General features: G+C 74.5%; 20 protein-coding genes. 14 read left to right on the top strand and 6 right to left on the bottom strand.

Annotated elements, in window-relative coordinates; translation table 11 throughout:
* Nucleotide 1 precedes the first annotated feature (1 nt).
* From FMM08_RS05875 to FMM08_RS05850, 6 genes are all read left to right on the top strand, one after another.
* On the top strand, nt 2–1,582 hold the full coding sequence (locus tag FMM08_RS05875; RefSeq protein ID WP_147925651.1) for a sugar ABC transporter ATP-binding protein: 1,581 nt from the start codon (nt 2–4) through the stop codon (nt 1,580–1,582).
* The gene (locus FMM08_RS05870) at nt 1,579–2,583 is read left to right on the top strand and encodes an ABC transporter permease (protein WP_147925439.1); all 1,005 of its coding nucleotides are present in this window, start codon (nt 1,579–1,581) and stop codon (nt 2,581–2,583) included. Before FMM08_RS05875 ends, FMM08_RS05870 begins: the two co-directional genes overlap by 4 nt.
* A 122-nt stretch (nt 2,584–2,705) precedes the next feature.
* On the top strand, nt 2,706–3,701 hold the full coding sequence (locus tag FMM08_RS05865) for a sugar ABC transporter substrate-binding protein (RefSeq protein WP_187279575.1): 996 nt from the start codon (nt 2,706–2,708) through the stop codon (nt 3,699–3,701).
* 76 nt (nt 3,702–3,777) lie between these two features.
* Nucleotides 3,778–4,560: an SDR family NAD(P)-dependent oxidoreductase gene (locus FMM08_RS05860; protein WP_147925437.1), complete on the top strand. Its 783-nt coding sequence runs from the start codon at nt 3,778–3,780 to the stop codon at nt 4,558–4,560.
* Nucleotides 4,561–4,568: 8 nt separating this feature from the next.
* Nucleotides 4,569–5,483 (top strand): sugar phosphate isomerase/epimerase family protein, encoded by a 915-nt coding sequence (locus FMM08_RS05855; protein WP_147925436.1) that lies wholly within the window; start codon nt 4,569–4,571, stop codon nt 5,481–5,483.
* Entirely contained in the window at nt 5,480–6,985 is a 1,506-nt protein-coding gene (locus FMM08_RS05850; protein WP_147925435.1) for a benzaldehyde dehydrogenase, read from the top strand. Before FMM08_RS05855 ends, FMM08_RS05850 begins: the two co-directional genes overlap by 4 nt.
* Before the next feature lie 66 nt (nt 6,986–7,051).
* Here FMM08_RS05850 and FMM08_RS05845 read toward each other — a convergent pair whose 3' ends face one another.
* From FMM08_RS05845 to FMM08_RS05835, 3 genes are read right to left on the bottom strand one after another with little or no spacing between them, the layout of a single operon-like run.
* Nucleotides 7,052–8,233, bottom strand: a complete 1,182-nt coding sequence (locus tag FMM08_RS05845; protein ID WP_147925434.1) for an acetyl-CoA C-acyltransferase — start codon at nt 8,231–8,233, stop codon at nt 7,052–7,054.
* A complete protein-coding gene (locus FMM08_RS05840; protein ID WP_187279574.1) occupies nt 8,230–8,907 on the bottom strand; it encodes a 3-oxoacid CoA-transferase subunit B in 678 nt (225 codons plus the stop codon). Before FMM08_RS05840 ends, FMM08_RS05845 begins: the two co-directional genes overlap by 4 nt.
* Nucleotides 8,907–9,623, bottom strand: coding sequence for a CoA transferase subunit A (locus FMM08_RS05835; protein ID WP_147925432.1), 717 nt, complete (start codon nt 9,621–9,623; stop codon nt 8,907–8,909). Before FMM08_RS05835 ends, FMM08_RS05840 begins: the two co-directional genes overlap by 1 nt.
* Nucleotides 9,624–9,800: 177 nt before the next feature.
* Between FMM08_RS05835 and FMM08_RS05830 the strand changes: the two genes are divergently transcribed.
* On the top strand, nt 9,801–10,598 hold the full coding sequence (locus FMM08_RS05830; protein WP_187279573.1) for an IclR family transcriptional regulator: 798 nt from the start codon (nt 9,801–9,803) through the stop codon (nt 10,596–10,598).
* On the opposite strand, the gene FMM08_RS05825 is transcribed toward FMM08_RS05830, so the two are convergent.
* The gene (locus tag FMM08_RS05825) at nt 10,565–11,776 is read right to left on the bottom strand and encodes a 4-hydroxybenzoate 3-monooxygenase (protein ID WP_147925431.1); all 1,212 of its coding nucleotides are present in this window, start codon (nt 11,774–11,776) and stop codon (nt 10,565–10,567) included. The genes FMM08_RS05830 and FMM08_RS05825 overlap by 34 nt on opposite strands.
* Before the next feature lie 67 nt (nt 11,777–11,843).
* A complete protein-coding gene (locus FMM08_RS05820) occupies nt 11,844–12,641 on the bottom strand; it encodes an IclR family transcriptional regulator (protein ID WP_147925430.1) in 798 nt (265 codons plus the stop codon).
* A gap of 125 nt (nt 12,642–12,766) precedes the next feature.
* Here FMM08_RS05820 and pcaH point away from each other — a divergent pair, with 125 nt between their 5' ends.
* The 4 genes from pcaH to pcaDC all read left to right on the top strand — a co-directional run bounded on the left by pcaH (nt 12,767) and on the right by pcaDC (nt 16,665).
* Complete coding sequence (pcaH, locus tag FMM08_RS05815) at nt 12,767–13,603, top strand: protocatechuate 3,4-dioxygenase subunit beta (protein WP_147925429.1); 837 nt, start codon at nt 12,767–12,769, stop codon at nt 13,601–13,603.
* Nucleotides 13,600–14,175, top strand: coding sequence for a protocatechuate 3,4-dioxygenase subunit alpha (gene pcaG, locus FMM08_RS05810; RefSeq protein WP_147925428.1), 576 nt, complete (start codon nt 13,600–13,602; stop codon nt 14,173–14,175). Before pcaH ends, pcaG begins: the two co-directional genes overlap by 4 nt.
* 118 nt (nt 14,176–14,293) lie before the next feature.
* Nucleotides 14,294–15,493 (top strand): lyase family protein, encoded by a 1,200-nt coding sequence (locus FMM08_RS05805; RefSeq protein WP_147925649.1) that lies wholly within the window; start codon nt 14,294–14,296, stop codon nt 15,491–15,493.
* A complete protein-coding gene (gene pcaDC, locus FMM08_RS05800; RefSeq protein WP_147925427.1) occupies nt 15,490–16,665 on the top strand; it encodes a bifunctional 3-oxoadipate enol-lactonase/4-carboxymuconolactone decarboxylase PcaDC in 1,176 nt (391 codons plus the stop codon). Before FMM08_RS05805 ends, pcaDC begins: the two co-directional genes overlap by 4 nt.
* 31 nt (nt 16,666–16,696) lie before the next feature.
* Here the strand turns inward: pcaDC and FMM08_RS05795 are convergent, their stop codons facing one another.
* Nucleotides 16,697–17,584, bottom strand: a complete 888-nt coding sequence (locus FMM08_RS05795) for a LysR substrate-binding domain-containing protein (protein WP_147925426.1) — start codon at nt 17,582–17,584, stop codon at nt 16,697–16,699.
* Nucleotides 17,585–17,667: 83 nt separating this feature from the next.
* Between FMM08_RS05795 and FMM08_RS05790 the strand changes: the two genes are divergently transcribed.
* From FMM08_RS05790 to FMM08_RS05780, 3 genes are read left to right on the top strand one after another with little or no spacing between them, the layout of a single operon-like run.
* Nucleotides 17,668–18,867, top strand: a complete 1,200-nt coding sequence (locus tag FMM08_RS05790; RefSeq protein WP_147925425.1) for a thiolase family protein — start codon at nt 17,668–17,670, stop codon at nt 18,865–18,867.
* Complete coding sequence (locus FMM08_RS05785; RefSeq protein WP_222710456.1) at nt 18,864–19,577, top strand: 3-oxoacid CoA-transferase subunit A; 714 nt, start codon at nt 18,864–18,866, stop codon at nt 19,575–19,577. The genes FMM08_RS05790 and FMM08_RS05785 overlap by 4 nt, the downstream gene beginning before the upstream one ends.
* A complete protein-coding gene (locus tag FMM08_RS05780; RefSeq protein WP_147925424.1) occupies nt 19,574–20,245 on the top strand; it encodes a 3-oxoacid CoA-transferase subunit B in 672 nt (223 codons plus the stop codon). The genes FMM08_RS05785 and FMM08_RS05780 overlap by 4 nt, the downstream gene beginning before the upstream one ends.
* The last annotated feature ends 30 nt before the right edge of the window (nt 20,246–20,275 follow it).

Raw genomic sequence — 20,275 nt, 5'->3', positions numbered from 1 at the left:
CATGACGGAACCCGCGGAGCCCACCTCGTCGTCGCCGGCGCTCACGACGACGACGGCTGCTGCTGCACCGGCCGCTGCCGCGCCGGGCCCGTTCGCGCTGGAGGCCCGTGACGTCTCCAAGCACTTCGACGGCGTCCACGCGCTGCAGGGGGCCCACCTCGCCGTGCGCCCCGGGGAGATCCACGCGCTGCTCGGCGAGAACGGGGCGGGCAAGTCGACGCTCATCAAGGTGGTCACCGGGGTGTACGCCCCCGACGGCGGCACCGTGGTCCGCGACGGCGAGGAGGTGCAGTTCACCGGCGTCCGCGCCGCCAACCGAGCCGGCGTGGTGGCGCTCTACCAGGAGCTGTCGATCATCCCCTCGATCTCCGTGGCGGAGAACGTGCTGCTCGGCGAGCAGATGCCGTCGCGGGGCGGGCTCGTCAGCTGGCGGCGGATGCGGCAGCGCGCCCGGGTGCACCTGCAGCGGCTGAACCAGCGGATCCCGCTGGACCTGCTGGCCGGAGAGCTCTCCCCGGTGCAGCAGACGATGGTCTCGGTGGCGCGGGCCCTCGCCACGGACGCGAAGGTGCTCATCCTCGACGAGCCCACCGCCTCCCTCACGGACACCGAGATCCGCGAGCTCTTCGTCGTCCTGAGGTCCCTGCGCGACGAGGGCGTGGCGATCGTCTACGTCTCGCACCGGCTGGAGGAGGTCTTCGAGCTCTGCGACCGCCTCACCATCATGCGCAACGGGTCGCACATCACCACCAAGGACGTCAGCGCCTCCACCATCGACGAGGTCATCTCCACGATGGTCGGCCGCGACCCCGGGTCCCTCTACCCCGACCGCGGCACGGTCACCGACCAGGTGACCATCTCGGTCTCGGAGCTGCAGGGGCGCCGCGTGAAGGACGTGTCCTTCTCCGCGCACGCCGGGGAGGTGCTGGGCATCGGCGGCCTCGCCGGGTCCGGGCGCAGCGAGCTGCTCCGCATCCTCGCCGGGGCGCAGCAGCAGACCTCCGGGACCATCACCGTCGGTGACAGGGCCGTCCCCGCGCGCGCCGCGGTCCCGCAGATGCTCGAGGCCGGCGTCGCGCTGGTCCCCGAGGAGCGGCGCAGCCAGGGCGTGGTGCTCGGGGCGACCATCCGCGACAACATCGCCCTGGCCAACATCCCCACCGTCAGCACCGGCGGCCTGGTCTCGGGCGCCCGCATCAGCACCATCGTCGAGCGGGGCATGCGCGACCTGCAGATCAAGGCGCACAGCCCGCGCCAGCCCGTCGGAGAGCTGTCGGGCGGCAACCAGCAGAAGGTCGTGCTGGCCAAGATGCTGGCCCGCCGGCCCAAGGTGCTGCTCATGGACGAGCCGACGCGCGGCATCGACGTCGGGACGAAGGCAGAGATCTACCGCCTCATCCGGCAGCTGGCCGCCGGGGGCACCACCGTCATCGCCGTCAGCTCGGAGCTGCCGGAGCTCATCGGGATGAGCGACCGCGTCCTGATCATGCACGAGGGCCGGGTCTCCGGCGAGGTCGACGCCGCGGACGCGGACGAGGAAGTCCTGCTGTCGTACTGCTACGGAAAGGCCGACGTGCGATGACCGCCACCCCCACCCGCAACCCGGGGATCGAGGACACCTCGGCAGGGGTGCTCGCCGTGCCCCGCAGGTCCCTCGGCCAGCGCGCCCTCTCGGGCGGCACCGTGCTCGCCCTGGTCGTGCTGGTCCTGTTCTTCTTCGCGATGAGGCCGGACGTCTTCCTCACCTTCACCAACGTCCGCAACATCCTCTACCAGGTGTCGATCCTGGCGATCATCGCCGTGGCCCAGACCGTCGTCATGGTGGTCGGAGACTTCGACCTGTCGGTGGCGGCGACGTCCAGCCTCGCCGGGTCGGTGGCGGGCGCGCTGCTCACCGCGGGCCAGTCCGTGACCGTCGCGGTGGTCGCCGCGGTCGCGGTGGGACTGGCCATCGGGCTGGTGAACGGCCTGCTGGTCGCCTACCTCAACCTGTCCGCCTTCGTGGCGACGCTGGCGTCGATGACCTCGATCGTCGGCGCGGCCTACCTCGTCACCGAGGGCACCACGCTGTTCAACTTCCCGGCCGGCTTCACGCAGCTCGGCCAGGGCCGCCTGTTCAACATCCCGATGCCCGTCTACCTCGCCGTCCTCATCGCCCTCGTGGCGTGGGCCGTGCTGCGCTTCACCACCACCGGCCGCAGCTGGTACGCCATCGGCGGCAACGTGGAGGTGGCGCGGCTGTCCGGCATCTCCGTGCGCCGCTCGCGGCTCCTCGCCTTCACCGTCGCCGGCCTCGTGGCCGGCATCGGCGGCGTGCTGCTCGCCGCCCGGCTCGGCTCGTCGAGCGCCGTGCAGGGCAGCGACAACCTCATGTTCTCCGTGGCCGCCGTCTTCCTCGGCATGACCGTCATCCGCTCCGGGGCGGCCAACCTCGGCGGCACGGTCATCGGGGTCGCGATCATCGGGGTGATGAGCAACGGCCTCAACATCCTGGGCGTGAACTCCTACGTCCAGCAGGTGGTCACCGGGATCATCATCATCGCGGCCGTCACGCTCTCGTCGCTGAAGACGCGGAGCCGCTGACCACCTCCATCACCACCCCCGCGGGCGCTGCGGCGCCCAGCCGGTCCCCCACACGTCCTCAGCCGCGCGGCGTCCGCCGCGGGGCAGGTCTTCCACGCACTGACGAAGGAGTCACCATGCGCATGAGGTTCACCGCACTCGCCGCAGCTGCCATCGCCGCGGCCACCGTCCTGTCCGGGTGCGGCGGCAGCGGCCAGGCCGCAGGCAGCGGCGAGGGCGACGGCGGCAAGCCCTTCAAGGTCATCGCCTTCACCTCGGGCAACCAGACCCCCATCGGCGCCTGGTGGGTCAAGCAGGTCCAGGCCGACGCCAAGACCAACGGCTGGGACCTGACCATGATCCAGGGCGACTTCGACTTCCAGAAGATGAACCCGCAGGTGGAGAGCGCCATCGGGCAGGGCGCCGACGCCATCTTCGACGGCTACACCGACGTCGCCTCGATCAGCTCCATCGTCACCGCGGCCAAGGACTCCGACATCCCGATCTTCGCGGTGGACGCCGGCACCGAGGCGAACGACGCCTTCGCGCTGAACGTGACCTCGAACCAGCAGGGCATCGCCGACCAGACCGTGCAGGAGATCAGCACGCAGCTGGGCGGCCTGCAGGGCAAGAACGTCATGGTCATCGGCCACGACCCGCACCCCGGCATCCGGATGCGCGCCAGCCTGGCCGAGGCCGAGCTGAAGAAGGCGGGCGCGAACATCGCCGGCGGGGCCATCCAGAAGGTGAAGTCCCCGGCCACGGGCCGCACCGAGGCGCTCGCCCTCGTCAGCGACTACCTCACGGCCAACCCGAACGGCCTGGACGCCGTCTGGGTCGGCTGGGACGACGCCGCGCTCGGCGCCGCCCAGGGCGTGAGCGAGTCCGGCTCGAAGGCCATCGTCACCGGCTGTGACGCCTCCAGCGAGGCCCTCGCCGCCATCCAGTCGGGGAGCAGCCCGCTGGTGGCCACCGTCGAGCAGCCGTGGCTGACGGTGAACAAGACCGTGGAGGACGCGATCACGGCCTACCAGAAGGACGGCACCAAGCCGTCGAAGAACTTCGACGCGGTGGCCACCACGCTGGTGACCAAGGACAACGCCGCCTCGATCACCCCGTCGGACAAGCTCGGCAGCTGACGCCCTCGCGCTCGGCCGGGCGGGGCCTCCCGTCCCGCCCGGCCGGGCGCCGGACGTCTCCACAGAGGAGATGAGCATGACACTCGAGAACAAGGTCGCCCTGGTCACCGGGGGTGCCGGCGGCATCGGGCTGGCGACGGTCCGCGCGTTCCTGCGGCAGGGCGCCAAGGTGGTGGTCGCCGACGTGGACGAGGTCCGCGCCAAGGCCGCCGCCGAGGAGGTCGCCGACGAGGGGACCCCGGGGTCGGTCGCGTCCGTGGGCGTCGACGTGTCCGTCTTCGAGCAGGTCGAGGCCGCCGTCGCCGCCGCGGTCGACCGCTTCGGGCGCCTCGACGTGATGTTCAACAACGCCGGCATCGCCGGCGGCAAGCCGCTGCTCGAGCACGACCCCGCGGTCGACTACGCCCCGATGATCCGCGTCGACCAGGACGGCGTGTACTACGGCATCCTCGCCGCCGGCCGGCAGTTCCGGGCCCAGGGCGGTGGCGGCGTCATCATCAACACCTCCTCCATCTACGGGGAGCAGGCGGCGGAGCTGGCCTTCACCTACAGCGCGGCGAAGGCCGCCGTCATCTCCTTCACGCGCTCCGCGGCGTACGAGCTGGCCCACCAGGGCACCCGCGTGGTCGCCATCACCCCGGGCCGCGTGGCGACGCCGATCATCAACCAGTTCAGCCCCGAGCTGCGGGCGCTGTTCGCCTCCGAGCTGCTGCGCAACACGATGACGCAGCCCGAGGAGGTCGCCGACGTCGTCGCGTTCCTCGCCTCGGACGCGTCGAACGTCATCAACGGCACGGTCGTGAGCTGCGACGACGGCTACTCCGTCTTCAAGCAGCGCTTCGACCTGCCGACGTTCTGAGGCCTGGCGTGTCCTCCGCGGCGGACGGGCCCGACCTCGCCTTCCACACCGCAGCCCTCCCGGTGGCGCCCGAGGGCGACGCACTGGCACCCGTGCTCCTGCGGCTGCGCGAGATCGGGTACCGGCGGGCGGTGCTGCCCCCGCTCGTGCCGGCGGACACCGACGCCGCGTCGCTGCGGACGGCCTTCGAGCGGGCGGACCTGGCGCCGATCGCCATGGTCGGCCTCGCCCCCGGCCAGGACGTCTCCTCGGACGACGACGACGAGCGCGCCGCCGGGCGCGCGGCGCTCCTCGCGGCGGTGGACCTCGCCGTCGCGGTGGGCGCGGACCAGCTCAACGGCGTCCCCTACGGGCTGTTCGGCAAGCCGGCCGCAGCTCCGGACCCCGCCGCGTTCGAGCGCAGCGCGCGGGTCGTCGGCGAGGTGGCCGACCTGGCGGCGGGCCGCGGCGTCCAGCTCACCTTCGAGGTGCTCAACCGCTACGAGGAGGGCCTGGTCAACACCGCCGCCCAGGCGGTGCGGTACGTGGAGGCGAGCGGCTCGGACCACCTGGGCATCCACCTCGACACGTTCCACATGGGGATCGAGGAGGCCGACCTCCCCGGCGCCGTGCTCACGGCGCTGCCCCACCTGCGCTACCTGGAGCTGGGGCAGTCGGGGCGCGGTGACCTCGGCACCGGAGCGGTGGACGTGGCCGGGGTCCTCCGGTCGGCCCTGGCCGGGGGGTACACCGGGCGCGTGGGCGTGGAAGCCTTCTCCCGTGCGCTGATGCCGGGCGCCGTCGCCGACGCGCTGGCCATCTGGCGCTCGCCGTACGACGACGGGCTCGGTCTGGCCGAGCGCGCGTTCCAGCTGGTGCACCACGCGGCCAGCACCCGACAGCTCCACCCGGCAGTCCCGACCCAGCAGGAGGTTCGACGATGACCGCCACCGCCCACACCAGCACCACCACGCCCGCCCCCACGGGGAGCCTCATCGACGAGGCGGCCGTCAGCGGGAAGATCTTCATCGACGGCCGCTGGGTGCAGGGAGCCTCGACGCTCGCCTCCCTGGCGCCCGCCAGCGGCGAGACCATCGCCACGGTCGGCATCGCCGGTCCTGACGACGTCGCCCGCGCCGCCGAGGGCGCCGCCCGCGCCCAGAAGGCGTGGGCCGCCACCTCGCACCCGGAGCGCGCCGCCGTCCTGCGCCGTGCCGGGCAGCTGTGGGAGCAGCACGCCGAGGAGGTCATGGGCTGGAACATCCGCGAGGTCGGCGCCATCCCGCCGCTGGCCGGCTTCGCCCTGCACGTCACCGCCGCCGAGTGCTACGAGGCGGCCTCGCTGCCCTCGGCGCCGCTGGGCACGGTGCTGTCCAGCGAGCAGCCGCGCCTGTCCCTGGCCGAGCAGGTTCCGGTGGGCGTGGTCGGCGTCATCTCCCCGTTCAACGTGCCGCTCATCCTCGGCATCCGCGCCGTCGCCCCGGCCCTCGCCCTGGGCAACGCCGTGCTGCTCAAGCCCGACCCCCGCACCGTCATGACCGGCGGGGTGGCGTTCGTGCGCATCTTCGAGGAGGCGGGCCTGCCCCCGGGCCTGCTGCAGCTGGTGCCCGGTGGCGCCGACGTCGGCGAGGCGCTCGTCACCGACCCCCGCGTGCGCGTCATCGCGTTCACCGGCTCCACCCGCGCCGGGCGCGCCGTGGGCGAGCTCGCCGGGCGCCACCTCAAGCGCGCGCACCTGGAGCTGGGCGGCAACAGCGCCTTCCTCGTGCGCGAGGACGCCGACGTCGACAAGGCCGTCAACCTCGCCACGTGGGGCTCGTTCCTCCACCAGGGCCAGATCTGCATGACCGTGGGGCGCCACATCGTGCACGAGTCGGTCTTCGACGAGTACGTCGAGAAGCTCGCTGCCAAGGCCGACTCGATGCACGTGGGTGACCCGGCCGCCGGGCAGGTGCACCTCGGCCCGCTCATCGACGAGGTCCAGCGCGACCGCGTGCACTCGCTCGTGCAGGACGCCGTCGCCCAGGGCGCGCAGCTGCGCGCCGGCGGCACCTACGAGGGGCTCTTCTACCGCCCCACCGTGCTGGCGCACACCCCGAAGGACGCCCAGGCGTACTGCGAGGAGGTCTTCGGGCCGGTGGCGTCGGTGGTGTCGTACGCGACCGACGACGAGGCGGTGGAGCTGGCCTCGGCCACCGAGTACGGGCTGTCGCTGGGCATCGTCAGCAAGGACGCGCTCGGGGCGCTGGACCTGGCCCGGCGCATCCCCACCGGCATCGTGCACATCAACGACCAGACGGTGAACGACGAGGCCAACACCCCGTTCGGCGGCGTCGGCGCCTCCGGCACGGGATCGCGCCACGGCGGGGCGCAGGCGAACGTGGAGGCGTTCACCGAGACCCGCTGGATCACCCTGCGCCGCGAGCCGGGCCAGTACCCCCTCTGATCCCTCCCCCGTGGTCGTGGGTGTCCGCCACCCTGCGAGGTGGCAGACGCCCACGACCACGGAGGGTCAGAGGGAGCGCAGGAGGACGGCGGCGCCCTGCCCGCCTCCCCCGCAGAGCGCGGCCGCTCCGAGGCTCCCCGCGCCGACGTCCACCAGCGTGCGCGCCAGCGTCCCGACGATCCGCGCCCCGGACGCACCCAGCGGGTGCCCCAGCGCGATGGCGCCGCCGTGAGGGTTGACGCGTTCGGGATCCACCCCGAGCAGCCGCGTGGAGTGCACGGCCACCGCGGCGAACGCCTCGTTCACCTCCAGGCTCGCCAGCTCGTGCGCCGAGGCACCCACCTCGGCCAGCACCCGTTCGACGGCCGCTGCGGGCTGGGCGTGCAACGAGACGTCGGGCCCCGCCACGAACGACGTCGCCAGCACCTCCGCCAGCGGCGCGAGCCCCCGGGCCGCCGCCCACCGGGCGCTGGTCAGCACGAGCGCCGCTGCACCGTCCGTGACCTGCGAGGCGTTGCCGGCGGTGATGCCTCCGTCAGCGGAGAACGCGGGGCGCAGCCGCGCGAGGCCCTCCGCGGTGGTGTCAGGGCGGACGCCGTCGTCGGAGGTCACCAGCTCGGTGCCCTTGCGCGTCGGGACCGCGAACGGCTCGACCTCTCCCGCCAGCCACTGCTCCGACGCCGCGGCGCGCCGGTGGCTGGCGGCGGCCCACGCGTCCTGCTCGGCCCGCGCCAGCCCCAGCCCGGCGTTGCGGGCCTCGGTCGACGCGCCCATCGAGCGGCGCTCGGTGGCGTCGGTGAGACCGTCGTGCTCGAGGGTGTCCACCAGCTCCAGCGCCCCGTACCGCTGCCCTGAGCGCATCGGCGCGACGTGCGGCGCCAGGCTCATCGACTCCATCCCGAACGCGACGACGACGTCGACGCGCCCGCCCTCGATGAGCGCAGCGCCGTCGGCCACGGCCTGCACGCCCGACAGGCAGACGGCGTTGAGCGTGCTCGCCGGGGTGGTCAGCGGGATCCCGGCAGCCACGGCCGCCTGGCGGGCGGGGTTCTGCCCGGCCCCGCCCTGCAGCACGTGGCCGCCGAGCACGCGCTGCACGTCGGCCGCCTCGACACCGGCGCGGGCGAGCGCCGCGCGGATCGCGTGCGCCCCCAGGTCGACGGCGGGCACGGCGGCGAAGCGGCCGCAGTACCTGACGAACGGCGTGCGGGCGTACCCGACGACGACGGCGGAGCGCGAGCCGCTCATCGCACGGCCCCCTCGAGCGCACTGCCGTCCAGGTCGGCGGTGAAGGGCGCGCCCGTGAGGGAGCGCAGCTCCTCCAGGTCCTGCCCGGGCGCCAGGCGGCGCAGGACGAGGCGCCCGCCGTCGTCGACGACGTCGACGACGTCGAAGACCGCGCGGTCGGTGATGATCCGGTCCACCACACCGACCCCGGTCAGCGGCAGCGTGCACCGCTCGACCACCTTCGGCGAGCCGTCCCTGGCGACGTGCTCGGTGAGGACGACGACGCGGGGCGTGCCCGCCACGAGGTCCATCGCCCCTCCCATGCCCTTGACCACCTTTCCGGGCACCTGCCAGTTGGCGAGGTCGCCGGAGCCGGAGACCTGCAGGGCCCCGAGGACGGCGACGCCGATGTGGCCGCCGCGGATCATCCCGAACGACGTCGCGGAGTCGAAGACGGCGGCGCCCGGCAGCAGCGTGACGGTCTGCTTGCCGGCGTTGATGAGGTCGGCGTCCTCCTCGCCCTCGTACGGGAACGGGCCCATGCCGAGCAGGCCGTTCTCGCTCTGCAAGGTCACGTGCACCCCGGGTGGCAGGTGGTTGGCCACCAGGGTGGGGATGCCGATGCCGAGGTTGGCGTACGCGCCGTCCTCCAGCTCCTCGGCGGCGATGGCGGCCATCTCGTCACGGGTCCACATCAGGCGGCTCCTTCTTCCCGGCGCGGGCGGACCGTGCGCTGCTCGACGTCCTTGGTCGTGTCCTCGACCTGCACGAGGCGCTGCACGAAGACGCCGGGCGTGACGACGTCGTCGGGGTCGAGGAACGTCTCGAGCAGGTGCTCGGCCTCCACGACGGTCACGCGGCCCGCGGTGGCCACGAGCGGGTTGAAGTTGCGGGCGGCCAGGCGGTAGCGGAGGTTCCCGGCGGGGTCAGCGGTGTGGGCGCGGATCAGGGCGAGGTCGGCGACGATGCCGCGCTCCAGCACGGCGTGCACGCCGTCGAACTCCGCGGTGGGCTTGCCCTCGGCCACCTCGGTGCCGTACCCGGTGGCCGTGTAGAACGCGGGGATGCCGGCGCCACCGGCGCGCAGCCGCTCGGCGAGGGTGCCCTGCGGGACGAACTCGACCTCCAGCTCGCCGGAGAGGTACTGCTGCGCGAACAGCCTGTTCTCCCCCACGTAGCTGGACAGGACCTTGCGCACCTGCCCTGCCTCCAGCAGCAGGCCGAGCCCCTTGCCGTCCACCCCCATGTTGTTGGAGACGACGGTGAGGTCGCGCACCCCGGTGTCGCGCAGCGCGCGGATGAGGTTGGTGGGGATGCCGGACAGGCCGAACCCGCCGACCGCCACGGTCATCCCGTCGTGGACCACTCCCTCGAGGGCCTCGCGCGCGCTGGCGCAGCGCTCCAGTGCCACAAGCCACTCCCTCGTGCTCGGCGTCGCATCTGTGCGGCGCAGCACGACCACCAGGTGGACGGCTGCGTCGCTCCGCTCCCGCACGCTACGAACGCCTCCCTCGGCACGGCAAGCGGTCGGGCGATCACGGGTGAGATCGGTCAGCACGTGCACATCGACCTCGCTACCGTTCACCAAGTGAACACGACGGCGACGGGTGGTGACCAGGCGGTGAGCCGCGCCAGCGCGGTGCTGCGGGCCGTGGGCCGCGCCCCCGCCGAGGGGCTCACCACCACCGAGCTCGCCGCGGCGACGGGCATCAACAGGTCCACCGCGCACCGCATCGCCAGCGCGCTGGCGCGCGACGGGCTCCTCGACCGACCGACCACCACCGGGCGCTGGCTGCTCGGGCCGGAGACCTACCTGCTGGGCGCCGTCGCCGCGCGCCGCTACGACGTCACGGCCCTGGCCCGCGACGTCGTGAGGTCACTGGCGGGAGCCACCGGCGAGAGCGCGTTCTACTCCGTGCGCCGCGGCGACGAGACCGTGTGCCTGCTGCGCGAGGAGGGCAGCTTCCCGCTGCGCTCCTTCGTGCTGCACGAGGGTGTCCGCTTTCCGCTCGGGGTGGCCTCCGCGGGGCTGGCGATCCTCGCGCACCTGCCCACCGCCGAGGCCGAGCGCTACCTGACCGCCCACGACCTGACCGCCGCCTGGGGCGAGGCGCACGGCGACGCGGCCCTGCGCGAGCGGCTGCGGCAGACCCGCACCGACGGGTACGCCACCAACCCCGCTCTGCTCGTGGAGGGCAGCTGGGGCATGGGCGCGGCCGTGTTCGACCACACCGGCGAGCCGAGCGGTGCGCTCAGCCTCACCGGTGTGGAGACGCGCTTCGGCCCGGAGCGCCGCCGGGTGCTGGGCCGGCTGCTGCTCGACCACGCCCACCGGCTCAGCCAGGGCCTCGCTCAGCGAGCAGCGCGCTCCGGCCAGCCGGTGTAGCCCTCCGCCAGGAACGTCCGCCCCGCGCGGCTCGAGACCAGCGAGGCCAGCTCGGCCTCCTGGCGGCGCACGTCGAACGGCGTCGCCCCCGGGAGGGCGTGGAGCATCGTCGTCATCCAGTACGAGAAGTGCTGCGCCTTCCACACGCGCGCCAGCGCCCGGCCCGTGTACTCCTCGAGGGCGTCGTCGTCGCCCTTCTTGACGGCCCGCTCCAGCAGCTCGGCCAGCAGCCGCACGTCGGCCAGGGCCAGGTTGAGGCCCTTCGCACCGGTGGGCGGCACCGTGTGCGCGGCGTCACCGGCGAGCAGCATCCGCCCGTGGCGCATGGGCTCGTGCACGAAGCTGCGGAAGCGCAGGACGGCCTTCGAGGTGATGGGCCCCTGGACGACCTCGACGCCGTTCGGCGCCAGGCGGGCGGCCATCTCCGACCAGATCCGGTCGTCGCTGTAGGCGGAGGCGTCCTCGTCGGGGTCGCACTGGAAGTACATCCGCTGCACCGACTCGGTGCGCTGGCTCACCAGCGCGAAGCCGAGCGGGGAGTGGCTGTAGACCAGCTCGGGGGCGCTGGGGGGCGCGTCGCAGAGGATGCCGAACCAGGCGAAGGGGTACTCCTTGCCGGTCTGCACCCGCGCCTCCTCGGGGATCGAGCGCCGGCACTGGCTGCGCGAGCCGTCAGCGCCCACGAGGTGGTCGCACACCACCTCCTGCGCGCTGCCGTCCGCCGCCGTGAACCGGATGCGCGGGGCGTCGGAGGTGGTGTCGAGCACCTCGGTGCCGCGCACGCCCCAGCGGACGTCACCGCCGGCGCGCTCGCGGGCGTCGGCGAGGTCGGCGAAGACCTCCGTCTGCGGGTACAGCCACGCCGACGCGCCCACGAGCTCGGCGAAGTCGATGCGGTGGCGGCCCCCGCCGAACGCGAGCTCGATGCCCTCGTGCTCGTACCCCTCGGTGAGCACCCGCCTGCTGGCGCCGGAGTCGACCAGCAGCCGGACGGTGTCGTGCTCGAGGATCCCGGCGCGCACCGTCGTGTAGATCTCGTGGCGGGTGCGGTCGTCCACCACCACGGTCGAGATGCCGGCGAGGTCGAGCAGGTGGGCCAGCATCAGCCCCGCCGGGCCGCCGCCCACGATGCCCACCTGGGTGCGGGTGGTGGTCCGGGTGCCGCCGCTCTGCGTCATGCGCCCATGGAACGCCGCGCCACCGCGATCACCAACACGGGGGTTCCGCTGGGCGGAAGCCCCGCGCTCAGAGCGCCCTCTCGGCGGCCCCGTCGCCCTCCGCGCCCACGGCAGGCGCCCGCTCCAGGGACCGGGAGATGCCCTGGGCCGCCACCTGCAGGGCGGCCACGAGCCGCGGCCGGTCGCGCGTGAGGGAGGCGACGACGACGCCGAGCGCCGCCACCACCCGTCCGCGCTGCGACACGGGCACGGCCGCCGAGCAGGCGCCGAGCCCCATCTCCTCGGCGGTGGTGGCGTAGCCGTCGCGCAGCACGAGCGTCAGCTGGCGCCTCAGGCTGCCCGGCGCGGTGATGGTGAAGGGCGTCAGGCGCGGCAGCTCGCGGAAGACCTCCTCCTGCACGGGCTGCGGCGCGTGCGCCAGCAGCACCTTGCCCACGCCCGTGGCGTGCAGCGGCAGCCGCGACCCGACGGTGGCGACAACCGGCAGCGAGGCGTTCCCGCGCAGCCGGTCCACGTAGAGGGCGCGCACGCCGTCGCGGACCGCGAGGTGGACGGTGGCGCGGGTGGCGCCGAAGAGGTCCTGCAGGTGCGGTGACGCCACCTCGCGCAGCCCTGACTGCACGGGGGCGAGCAGGCCGATGTCCCACAGGCGCCGGCCCACCACGTAGTCGCCGGACGGCGTGCGCGCCAGCGCGCCGAACTCCACGAGGTCGGCCACCAGCCGGTGCGCCGTGGGCAGCGGCATCCGCGCGCGCTCCGCGAGCGCGGTGAGCCCGAGGCGGCGGTGCTCGTCGTCGAAGGCGGCGAGCAGGCTGAGGGCGCGCGAGGTGACGCTCGCCCCCGCCGCCCTGCTGCCTCCCGCCACGGGGCGAGTCTGGCGCCGGCGGGGCCGCGGCGGGAGTGCGGGGTGGTGGCGACCACCCGAAGGGACTTCCGCTGGCCGGAAGCGGGTGCGGGTGCGTCGTGCTCGGCGGCCCTACGGTCACCGGCATGAGCAGCTCGCGGGTGATCCAGGGCGCAGCGACGCGCCACCCCAGCACGGGGCTCGTGCACCAGCACGTCATCGACGAGGAGATCGCCGAGCACCGCCGCGCCTACGAGGCCGCGGGCGCCGACGAGCTCCAGCCGCGCCGCGACTACGCGCCCTACCGCTCGAGCCTGCTGCGCCACCCCACCAAGGACCTGCACCACGCGGACCCGGAGGGTGTGGAGCTGTGGGCCCCGTGCTTCGGCGAGCGCGACGTCGACCCGCTCGAGTCCGACCTGACCATCCAGGGCGGCGGTGAGCCGATCGGCGAGCGCATGGTGGTGACCGGCCGCGTGCTCGACGGCGACGGGCGCCCGGTGCGCCACCAGCTGGCGGAGGTCTGGCAGGCCAACGCGGGCGGTCGGTACGTGCACAAGCGCGACCAGCACCCGGCACCGCTGGACCCGAACTTCACCGGCGTGGGCCGCTGCATCACCGACGACCAGGGCCGCTACCGGTTCACCACCATCAAGCCGGGCCCGTACCCGTGGCGCAACCACCACAACGCGTGGCGTCCGGCGCACATCCACTTCTCGCTGTTCGGCACCGACTTCACGCAGCGCCTGGTGACGCAGATGTACTTCCCCGGAGACCCGCTGTTCGCCCTCGACCCGATCTACCAGTCGATCGTGGACCCGAGGGCGCGCGAGCGGCTCGTGGCCACCTACGACCACGACCTCACCCAGCACGAGTGGGCCACCGGCTACCGGTGGGACGTGGTGCTCACCGGGAGCCACCGCACCCCGCTCGAGGGCGACCTCGACGTGGAGCGCAGCGAGGACGAGGAGGCCGGCCGATGACCCTCACGACGACGGGCGCTGCGGCGGCCCTGCCGCCGACGCCGGGCCAGACGGTCGGCCCGTTCTTCCACTACGCGCTCCCCTACGACGGCGACCGCCAGCTGGTGGCCCCCGGCATCCCCGGGGCCCTGCTGCTGCACGGCACCGTCACCGACGGCTCCGGGCTGCCCGTGCGCGACGCCCTCGTGGAGATCTGGCAGGCCGACCCCGCCGGTCACGTGGTGCAGCGCCACGGCTCCCTGCGCCGCGACGGCCACGCGTTCACGGGCTTCGGCCGCTGCAGCACCGACCGCACCGGCCGGTACGCGTTCACCACGCTGCGCCCGGGCTCCGTGGAGGGCGGGCTGCCGTTCTTCGCGGTGGCCGTCTTCGCCCGCGGCCTCATGCACCGCCTCTTCACGCGCGCCTACCTGCCGCTGGACGGCGCCGAGCCCGACGCGCTGCTGCGGTCCGCCGGTGACCGCTCGGGCACCCTGCTGTGCGTCGACGACGAGGACGGCCTGCGCTTCGACATCGCGCTGCAGGGCGAGCGGGAGACGGTCTTCCTGGCCCATCCCCGCGCGGGCCGGTGACCGGCTCCCCGGCAGGATCGAGGGCGTGGACGACGGCGATGACGACGACGTGCCAGCGGTGACGGGCTCCCCCGCCGACGGCCTGTGGTGGCCCGGTGACCACCGGGCGGGCGGGCTCATGGGCGGCGCCGCTCTGCTGCGCACGGCGGTGCGGGTGGAGCAGGTCTGGCTCGACGCGCTCGTGGACGCCGCGGTGGCGCCGCCGCAGGCGCGGGCGGACCTGGCCTCCCTGGTCAGCGACGTGGACCAGCGGGCACTGGCGGAGGCCTCCGAGTCGGGCGGCAACCCGGTCATGCCGCTCGTCGCGGCTCTGCGCGCCGACCTGCGCGCGGCCGGCCAGGAGACCGCGGGAACCTGGCTGCACCGCGGGCTGACCAGCCAGGACGTCATGGACACCGCCGTCCTCCTGTGCGCCCGGGAGGCCGTCACGGCGGTGCGGCGCCAGCTGGGCGCGCAGGTGGAGCGCCTCGCCGCGCTCGTCGAGGAGCACCGGAGCACGCCGCTGGTGGCGCGCACCCTCACGCAGCCCGCGGTCCCCACGACCTTCGGCGCCAAGGCCGCCGGCTGGCTCCACGGGCTCCTCGACGCCGACGACGCCCTGGCGGCGCTGCGCTGGCCCGTGCAGCTGGGCGGGGCCGCGGGGACCCTGTCCGCGGTGGTCGAGCTGGCCGGAGCCGAGCGCACCCGCGCGCTGCGCACCTCCGTGCCGGCCGCGCTGGGGCTGGACCCGTCGCCGCCGTGGCACACCCGCCGGACCCCGGTGACGCGCCTCGGCGACGCCGCCACCACCGCCACCGACGCGTGGGGGCGGATCGCCAACGACGTGCTGGCCCTGGGGCGACCCGAGGTCGGTGAGCTCCGCGACGGCTCCGCGGGCGGCTCCTCGACCATGCCGCACAAGGCCAACCCCACCCTCGCCGTCCTCGTGCGGCGCACCGCCCTGGCCGCCCCGCAGCTCGCCGCGAGCCTCCACCTGGCCGCGGCTGAGCAGGTCGACGAGCGCGCCGACGGCGGCTGGCACGTGGAGTGGCACACCCTCGCCCTGCTGCTGCGCCGCACCGCCGTGGCGGCGAGCCAGACGAGCGAGCTGCTGCGCGGCCTCCACGTCGACTCCGCGCGCATGGCCGCCCGGCTGCGCGAGCTCGACGACGCCGTGCGCGCCGAGCAGCACTCGATGGCCGCGCTCACGGGCAGACCGGCGTCCGGGGACTACCTCGGCCTGGTGGACGACCTCGTCGACGCGGCGCTCGCCCGGGCGGCCGACCACCTCGCACACCCCGCGAAGAGCACCGACAGCACCGTGCAGGAGGACCTGTGAGCACCACCCTCGTCCGGCTGGCCGGGCACGACGGCCTGCCGCTGCTCGTGGTCGGCCCCTCGCTGGGCACCAGCGTCGAGGCGCTGTGGTCCGCGGCGGCCGAGCACCTCGGCGACGCCTTCCACGTGGTCGCCTGGGACCTGCCCGGTCACGGGCGCAACCCCTGGGTGCCCGCCGACGGCACCGAGCTGACGATCGCCGACCTCGCGGCCGACGTGCTCGCCGCCGTCGACGCCCTCGCCGGACCGGGCGCCACCTTCGACGTCGCCGGTGACTCCGTGGGCGGGGCGGTGTCCCTGCAGCTGGCCCTCGACGCGCCCGCCCGCGTGCGCTCGGCGGTGCTGCTGTGCACCGGCGCGGCCATCGGCACCCCTCAGTCGTGGGCCGAGCGCGCTGCGGCGGTGCGCGCCTCGGGCACGCCGTCGCTCGTGTCAGCCTCGGCTCAGCGGTGGTTCGCACCCGGCTTCGTCGAGCGCGAGCCCGCCCGCAGCTCAGCGCTGCTGCACGCGCTCTCCCAGGCCGACGACGCCGGGTACGCCGCCGTGTGCGGGGCGCTGGCGGCCTTCGACGTCCGCGGCAGGCTGGGCGAGGTGGGCGCGCCGGTGCTCGCGCTCGCCGGCGCCCACGACGTTGCCACCCCGCCGCAGAGCCTGCGGGAGGTGGCCGAGGGCGTGCAGCGCGGGCGCCTGGTGGTGCTGGAGGACGTCGCGCACCTCGCTCCGGTGGAGGCCTCGGAGCGGGTCGCCGCGCTGGTGCGCGAGCACGCCCGGGGCGCGGCGCGCAGCGCCCTGACGCTGGCGGAGGTGCGCGACGCGGGGATGGTGGTGCGGCGCGAGGTCCTCGGGGATGCCCACGTGGACCGGGCGACGGCGGCTGCCACAGACCTCACGCGCGAGTTCCAGCAGTTCATCACCGAGTACGCCTGGGGCGGCATCTGGACCAGGCCCGGCCTGGACCGGCGCTCGCGCTCGGTGGGCGTGCTCACAGCCCTCATCGCCCGCGGCCACCACGAGGAGCTGGCGATGCACGTGCGCGCCGCGCGCCGCAACGGGCTGACCGTGGAGGAGATCAAGGAGGTCATCCTCCAGGCGGCCATCTACTGCGGCGTGCCCGACGCGAACACCGCGTTCCGGGTCGCGCAGCAGGTCCTCGCCGAGGACGGCGAGGCCTGAGGCCCCCGTCCCACGACGGACGTGGCGGTGGTCACGGGGGTGAGGTGGCGGCTCGGAGGAGGGCTGCCACGCGCTGCACCACCGGGGCCGGGTCGGCGCGGTGCGCCAGGGCGAGCGGCACCTGCACCGGGTCTCCGGCGAGCGGGCGGTAGACGACGCCGTCCAGGCGCAGCGCGCGCACGGCGTCGGGCACGAGCCCGAACCCCAGGCCCGCGGCGACCAGCGCCACGAGCGTGCCGGTCTCCCCCACCTCGATGACCTCCGGCTCGAAGCCCGCGGCGCGGCAGGCGTCGAGCACGAGGGGCTGCAGGGTCGACCGCCGGCCGGAGGGGTGCGCCACGAGGGGCTCCCCCGCCAGGTCGGCCAGCGGCACCTCGTCGAGCCCTGCGAGCGCGTGCCCCGCCGGGAGCGCCACCACGAGCGGCTCGCGGCGCAGCTCCTCCACCACCAGCCCGGTGGGCGCCGGACCGGAGGGGCGCAGCACCGCGAGGTCGAGGTGGTCGGCGAGCACCCTGTCGAGCAGGGCGGGGGCCAGCTGCTCGCCGTGGAGCACCAGCTCGACGTCGGGCAGCTCGGAGCGCACGCGCCGCGCGACGCTGGGCAGCAGGGCGTAGGTCGCCGTCCCGACGAAGCCGAGCCGCACGCGTCCGGACCGGCCGGCGGCCACGAGCGCGAGGTCAGCGGCGGTCCGGTCGAGGTCGGCCAGCACCCGCAGCGCGCGCTCGCGCAGCAGCGCGCCCGCGGCGGTGAGCTCCACCCGGCGGGTGGTCCGCTCCAGCAGGCGGGCGCCCACCTGCTGCTCGAGCTGCTTGAGCTGCTGGGACAGCGCGGGCTGCGCGACGTGCAGGCGCGCGGCGGCCCGCCCGAAGTGCTGCTCCTCGGCGAGGACGACGAACGAGCGCAGCAGCCGGGTCTCCACGACCACTACTCATGCACATCGCTTATCAGTGGCGCAACAACCGGTCTTGGACGTCGATCGATCAGCGGCCTAGCGTCATCGACATGCCCTCAGCCCACCTCTACGCCAGCGCGCGCACGCCGTTCGGCCGCTTCGGCGGCGCGATGGCCGGCGTCCGTCCCGACGACCTCGCCGCCACGGCGCTGTCCGCCGTCCTCGAGAAGGCGCCGTCGCTCGACCGCTCCCGCATCGACGACGTCGTCTGGGGCTGCGCCAACCAGGCCGGCGAGGACAACCGCAACGTCGGCCGCATGGCCGTGCTGCTGGCCGGGCTGCCCACCTCCGTCCCCGCCACCACGGTCAACCGGCTGTGCGGCTCCTCCCTCGACGCCGCCGCGCTGGCCTCGCGGAGCATCGAGACGGGCGACGCCGACGTCGTCGTCGCCGGTGGGGTCGAGTCGATGTCGCGCGCGCCGTGGGTGCTGCCCAAGCCGGAGCGGGCCTACCCCGCCGGTGACGTGACGGCGGCGTCGACGACGCTCGGCTGGCGGCTGGTGAACCCCGCGATGCCGAGCGAGTGGACCGCGTCGCTCGGGGAGTGCAACGAGCAGCTCGCGCAGCGCCTCGGCATCGGCCGGGAGCGGCAGGACGAGTTCGCGGCCCGCTCCCACCAGCTCGCTGCGACGGCGTGGGCCGACGGGTTCTACGACGAGCTCGTCCTCGACGTCCCCGGCGTCGAGCTGGCCCGCGACGAGTGCGTGCGCGACGGCTCCACCCCGCAGACCCTCGCGAAGCTCAAGCCCTCCTTCCGCAGCCCCGCCGACGGCGGCACCATCACCGCCGGCAACGCCAGTCCCCTGACCGACGGTGCCGCCGCGCTGCTCATCGGCTCGGAGCGCGCAGCCGACGCGCTGGGTGCCGCTCCGCTGGCGCGCATCGCCGGCCGCGGCGCGCACGCGCTGGACCCGCAGGACTTCGGGCTGGCTCCCGTCGAGGCGGCGGACCAGGCGCTGGCGCGCGCGGGGATCAGCTGGTCCGACGTCGGCGCCGTCGAGCTCAACGAGGCCTTCGCCGTGCAGTCGCTCGCCTGCCTGGACGCCTGGGACGTCGACCCCGACCTCGTCAACACCCGCGGGGGCGCCATCGCGCTGGGCCACCCCCTCGGCGCCTCCGGCGCGCGGCTGCTGGGGACGCTCGCCGCGGTGCTGCGCGAGCGCGACGCCCGCTGGGGCGTGGCGGCGCTCTGCATCGGTGTCGGCCAGGGCCTGGCCGTGGTCCTGGAGAACCAGGAGGCGAGCCGGTGAGCCGCACGCACTTCCACGAGGCCGCCGACGCCGCCCTCGCCGCCTCGGGCATCACCTCCGGCATGACGGTGCTCGTCGGCGGGTTCGGGATGGCCGGCATGCCGGTGGCCCTGGTCGACGCCCTCATCCGCCACGGCGCCGACGACCTCACGGTGGTGAGCAACAACGCCGGCAACGGCGACACCGGCCTGGCCGCGCTGCTGGCCGCGGGCCGGGTGCGCAAGGTCATCTGCTCCTTCCCCCGCCAGCACGACTCCTGGGTCTTCGACGGGCTCTACCGCGCCGGGAAGATCGAGCTGGAGGTCGTGCCGCAGGGCACCCTCGCCGAGCGGATGCGCGCCGCGGGCGCCGGCATCGGCGCCTTCTTCTGCCCCACCGGGGTCGGCACGCTGCTGGCCGAGGGCAAGGAGACCCGCGTCATCGACGGGCGCGAGCACGTGCTCGAGACGGCGCTGCGCGGTGACGTGGCGCTGGTCGGCGCGCACCGCTCCGACGGCGTCGGCAACCTCGTGTACCGCAAGACCGCCCGCAACTTCGGTCCCGTCATGGCGACGGCGGCCGCGGTCACCGTGGTCCAGGTCGACGAGGTGGTGCCCACCGGCTCCCTCGACCCCGAGGCCGTGGTGACTCCCCGCATCTACGTCGACCACGTGGTCGACCTCTCGTCGGGAACACCGGCGACGACCGGCACGGAGGAGCAGGGACGATGACGACGACGACCACGCTCGAGCACCTCGACCGCGGGCCGCTCTCGCGCGACGAGATGGCCGCCGTCGTGGCCCGGGACATCCCGGACGGCTCCTTCGTCAACCTCGGCATCGGGCAGCCCACGAGCGTCGCGGCGCACCTGCGCCCGGAGGCCGGCGTCGTGCTGCACACCGAGAACGGGATGCTCGGGATGGGCCCGGAGGCCCACGGCGACGAGGTCGACCCCGACCTCACCAACGCCGGCAAGGTGCCCGTCACCGAGCCGCCGGGGGCGGCGTACTTCCACCACGCCGACTCCTTCGCCATGATGCGCGGCGGTCACCTCGACGTGTGCGTGCTCGGCGCGTTCCAGGTCTCCGCGAGCGGCGACCTCGCCAACTGGCACACCGGCGCCCCGGACGCCATCCCCGCCGTCGGCGGGGCGATGGACCTCGCGAACGGCGCCAAGGACGTCCTCGTGATGATGACGCTGTTCGCCAAGGACGGATCGGCCAAGCTCGTCCCGGCGTGCACGTACCCCCTGACCGGCGTCGGGTGCGTCAGCCGGGTCTACACCGAGGTCGCGCTGTTCGACGTCAGCGGACCCGGGGTCGTCGTCCTGGAGACCTGGGGGACGTCGGTGGACGAGCTGGCCGCCCGGCTGCCCGTCCCGCTGCACCGCGCCGGCTGACCCCCCCTCCGGGCTCGCCCTGGTCCAGGG

The organism is Quadrisphaera setariae (assembly GCF_008041935.1).
Taxonomy (GTDB): domain Bacteria; phylum Actinomycetota; class Actinomycetes; order Actinomycetales; family Quadrisphaeraceae; genus Quadrisphaera; species Quadrisphaera setariae.
Note: the sequence above shows the minus strand (reverse complement) of the source record. Positions and strands in the feature narration are given on the sequence as shown.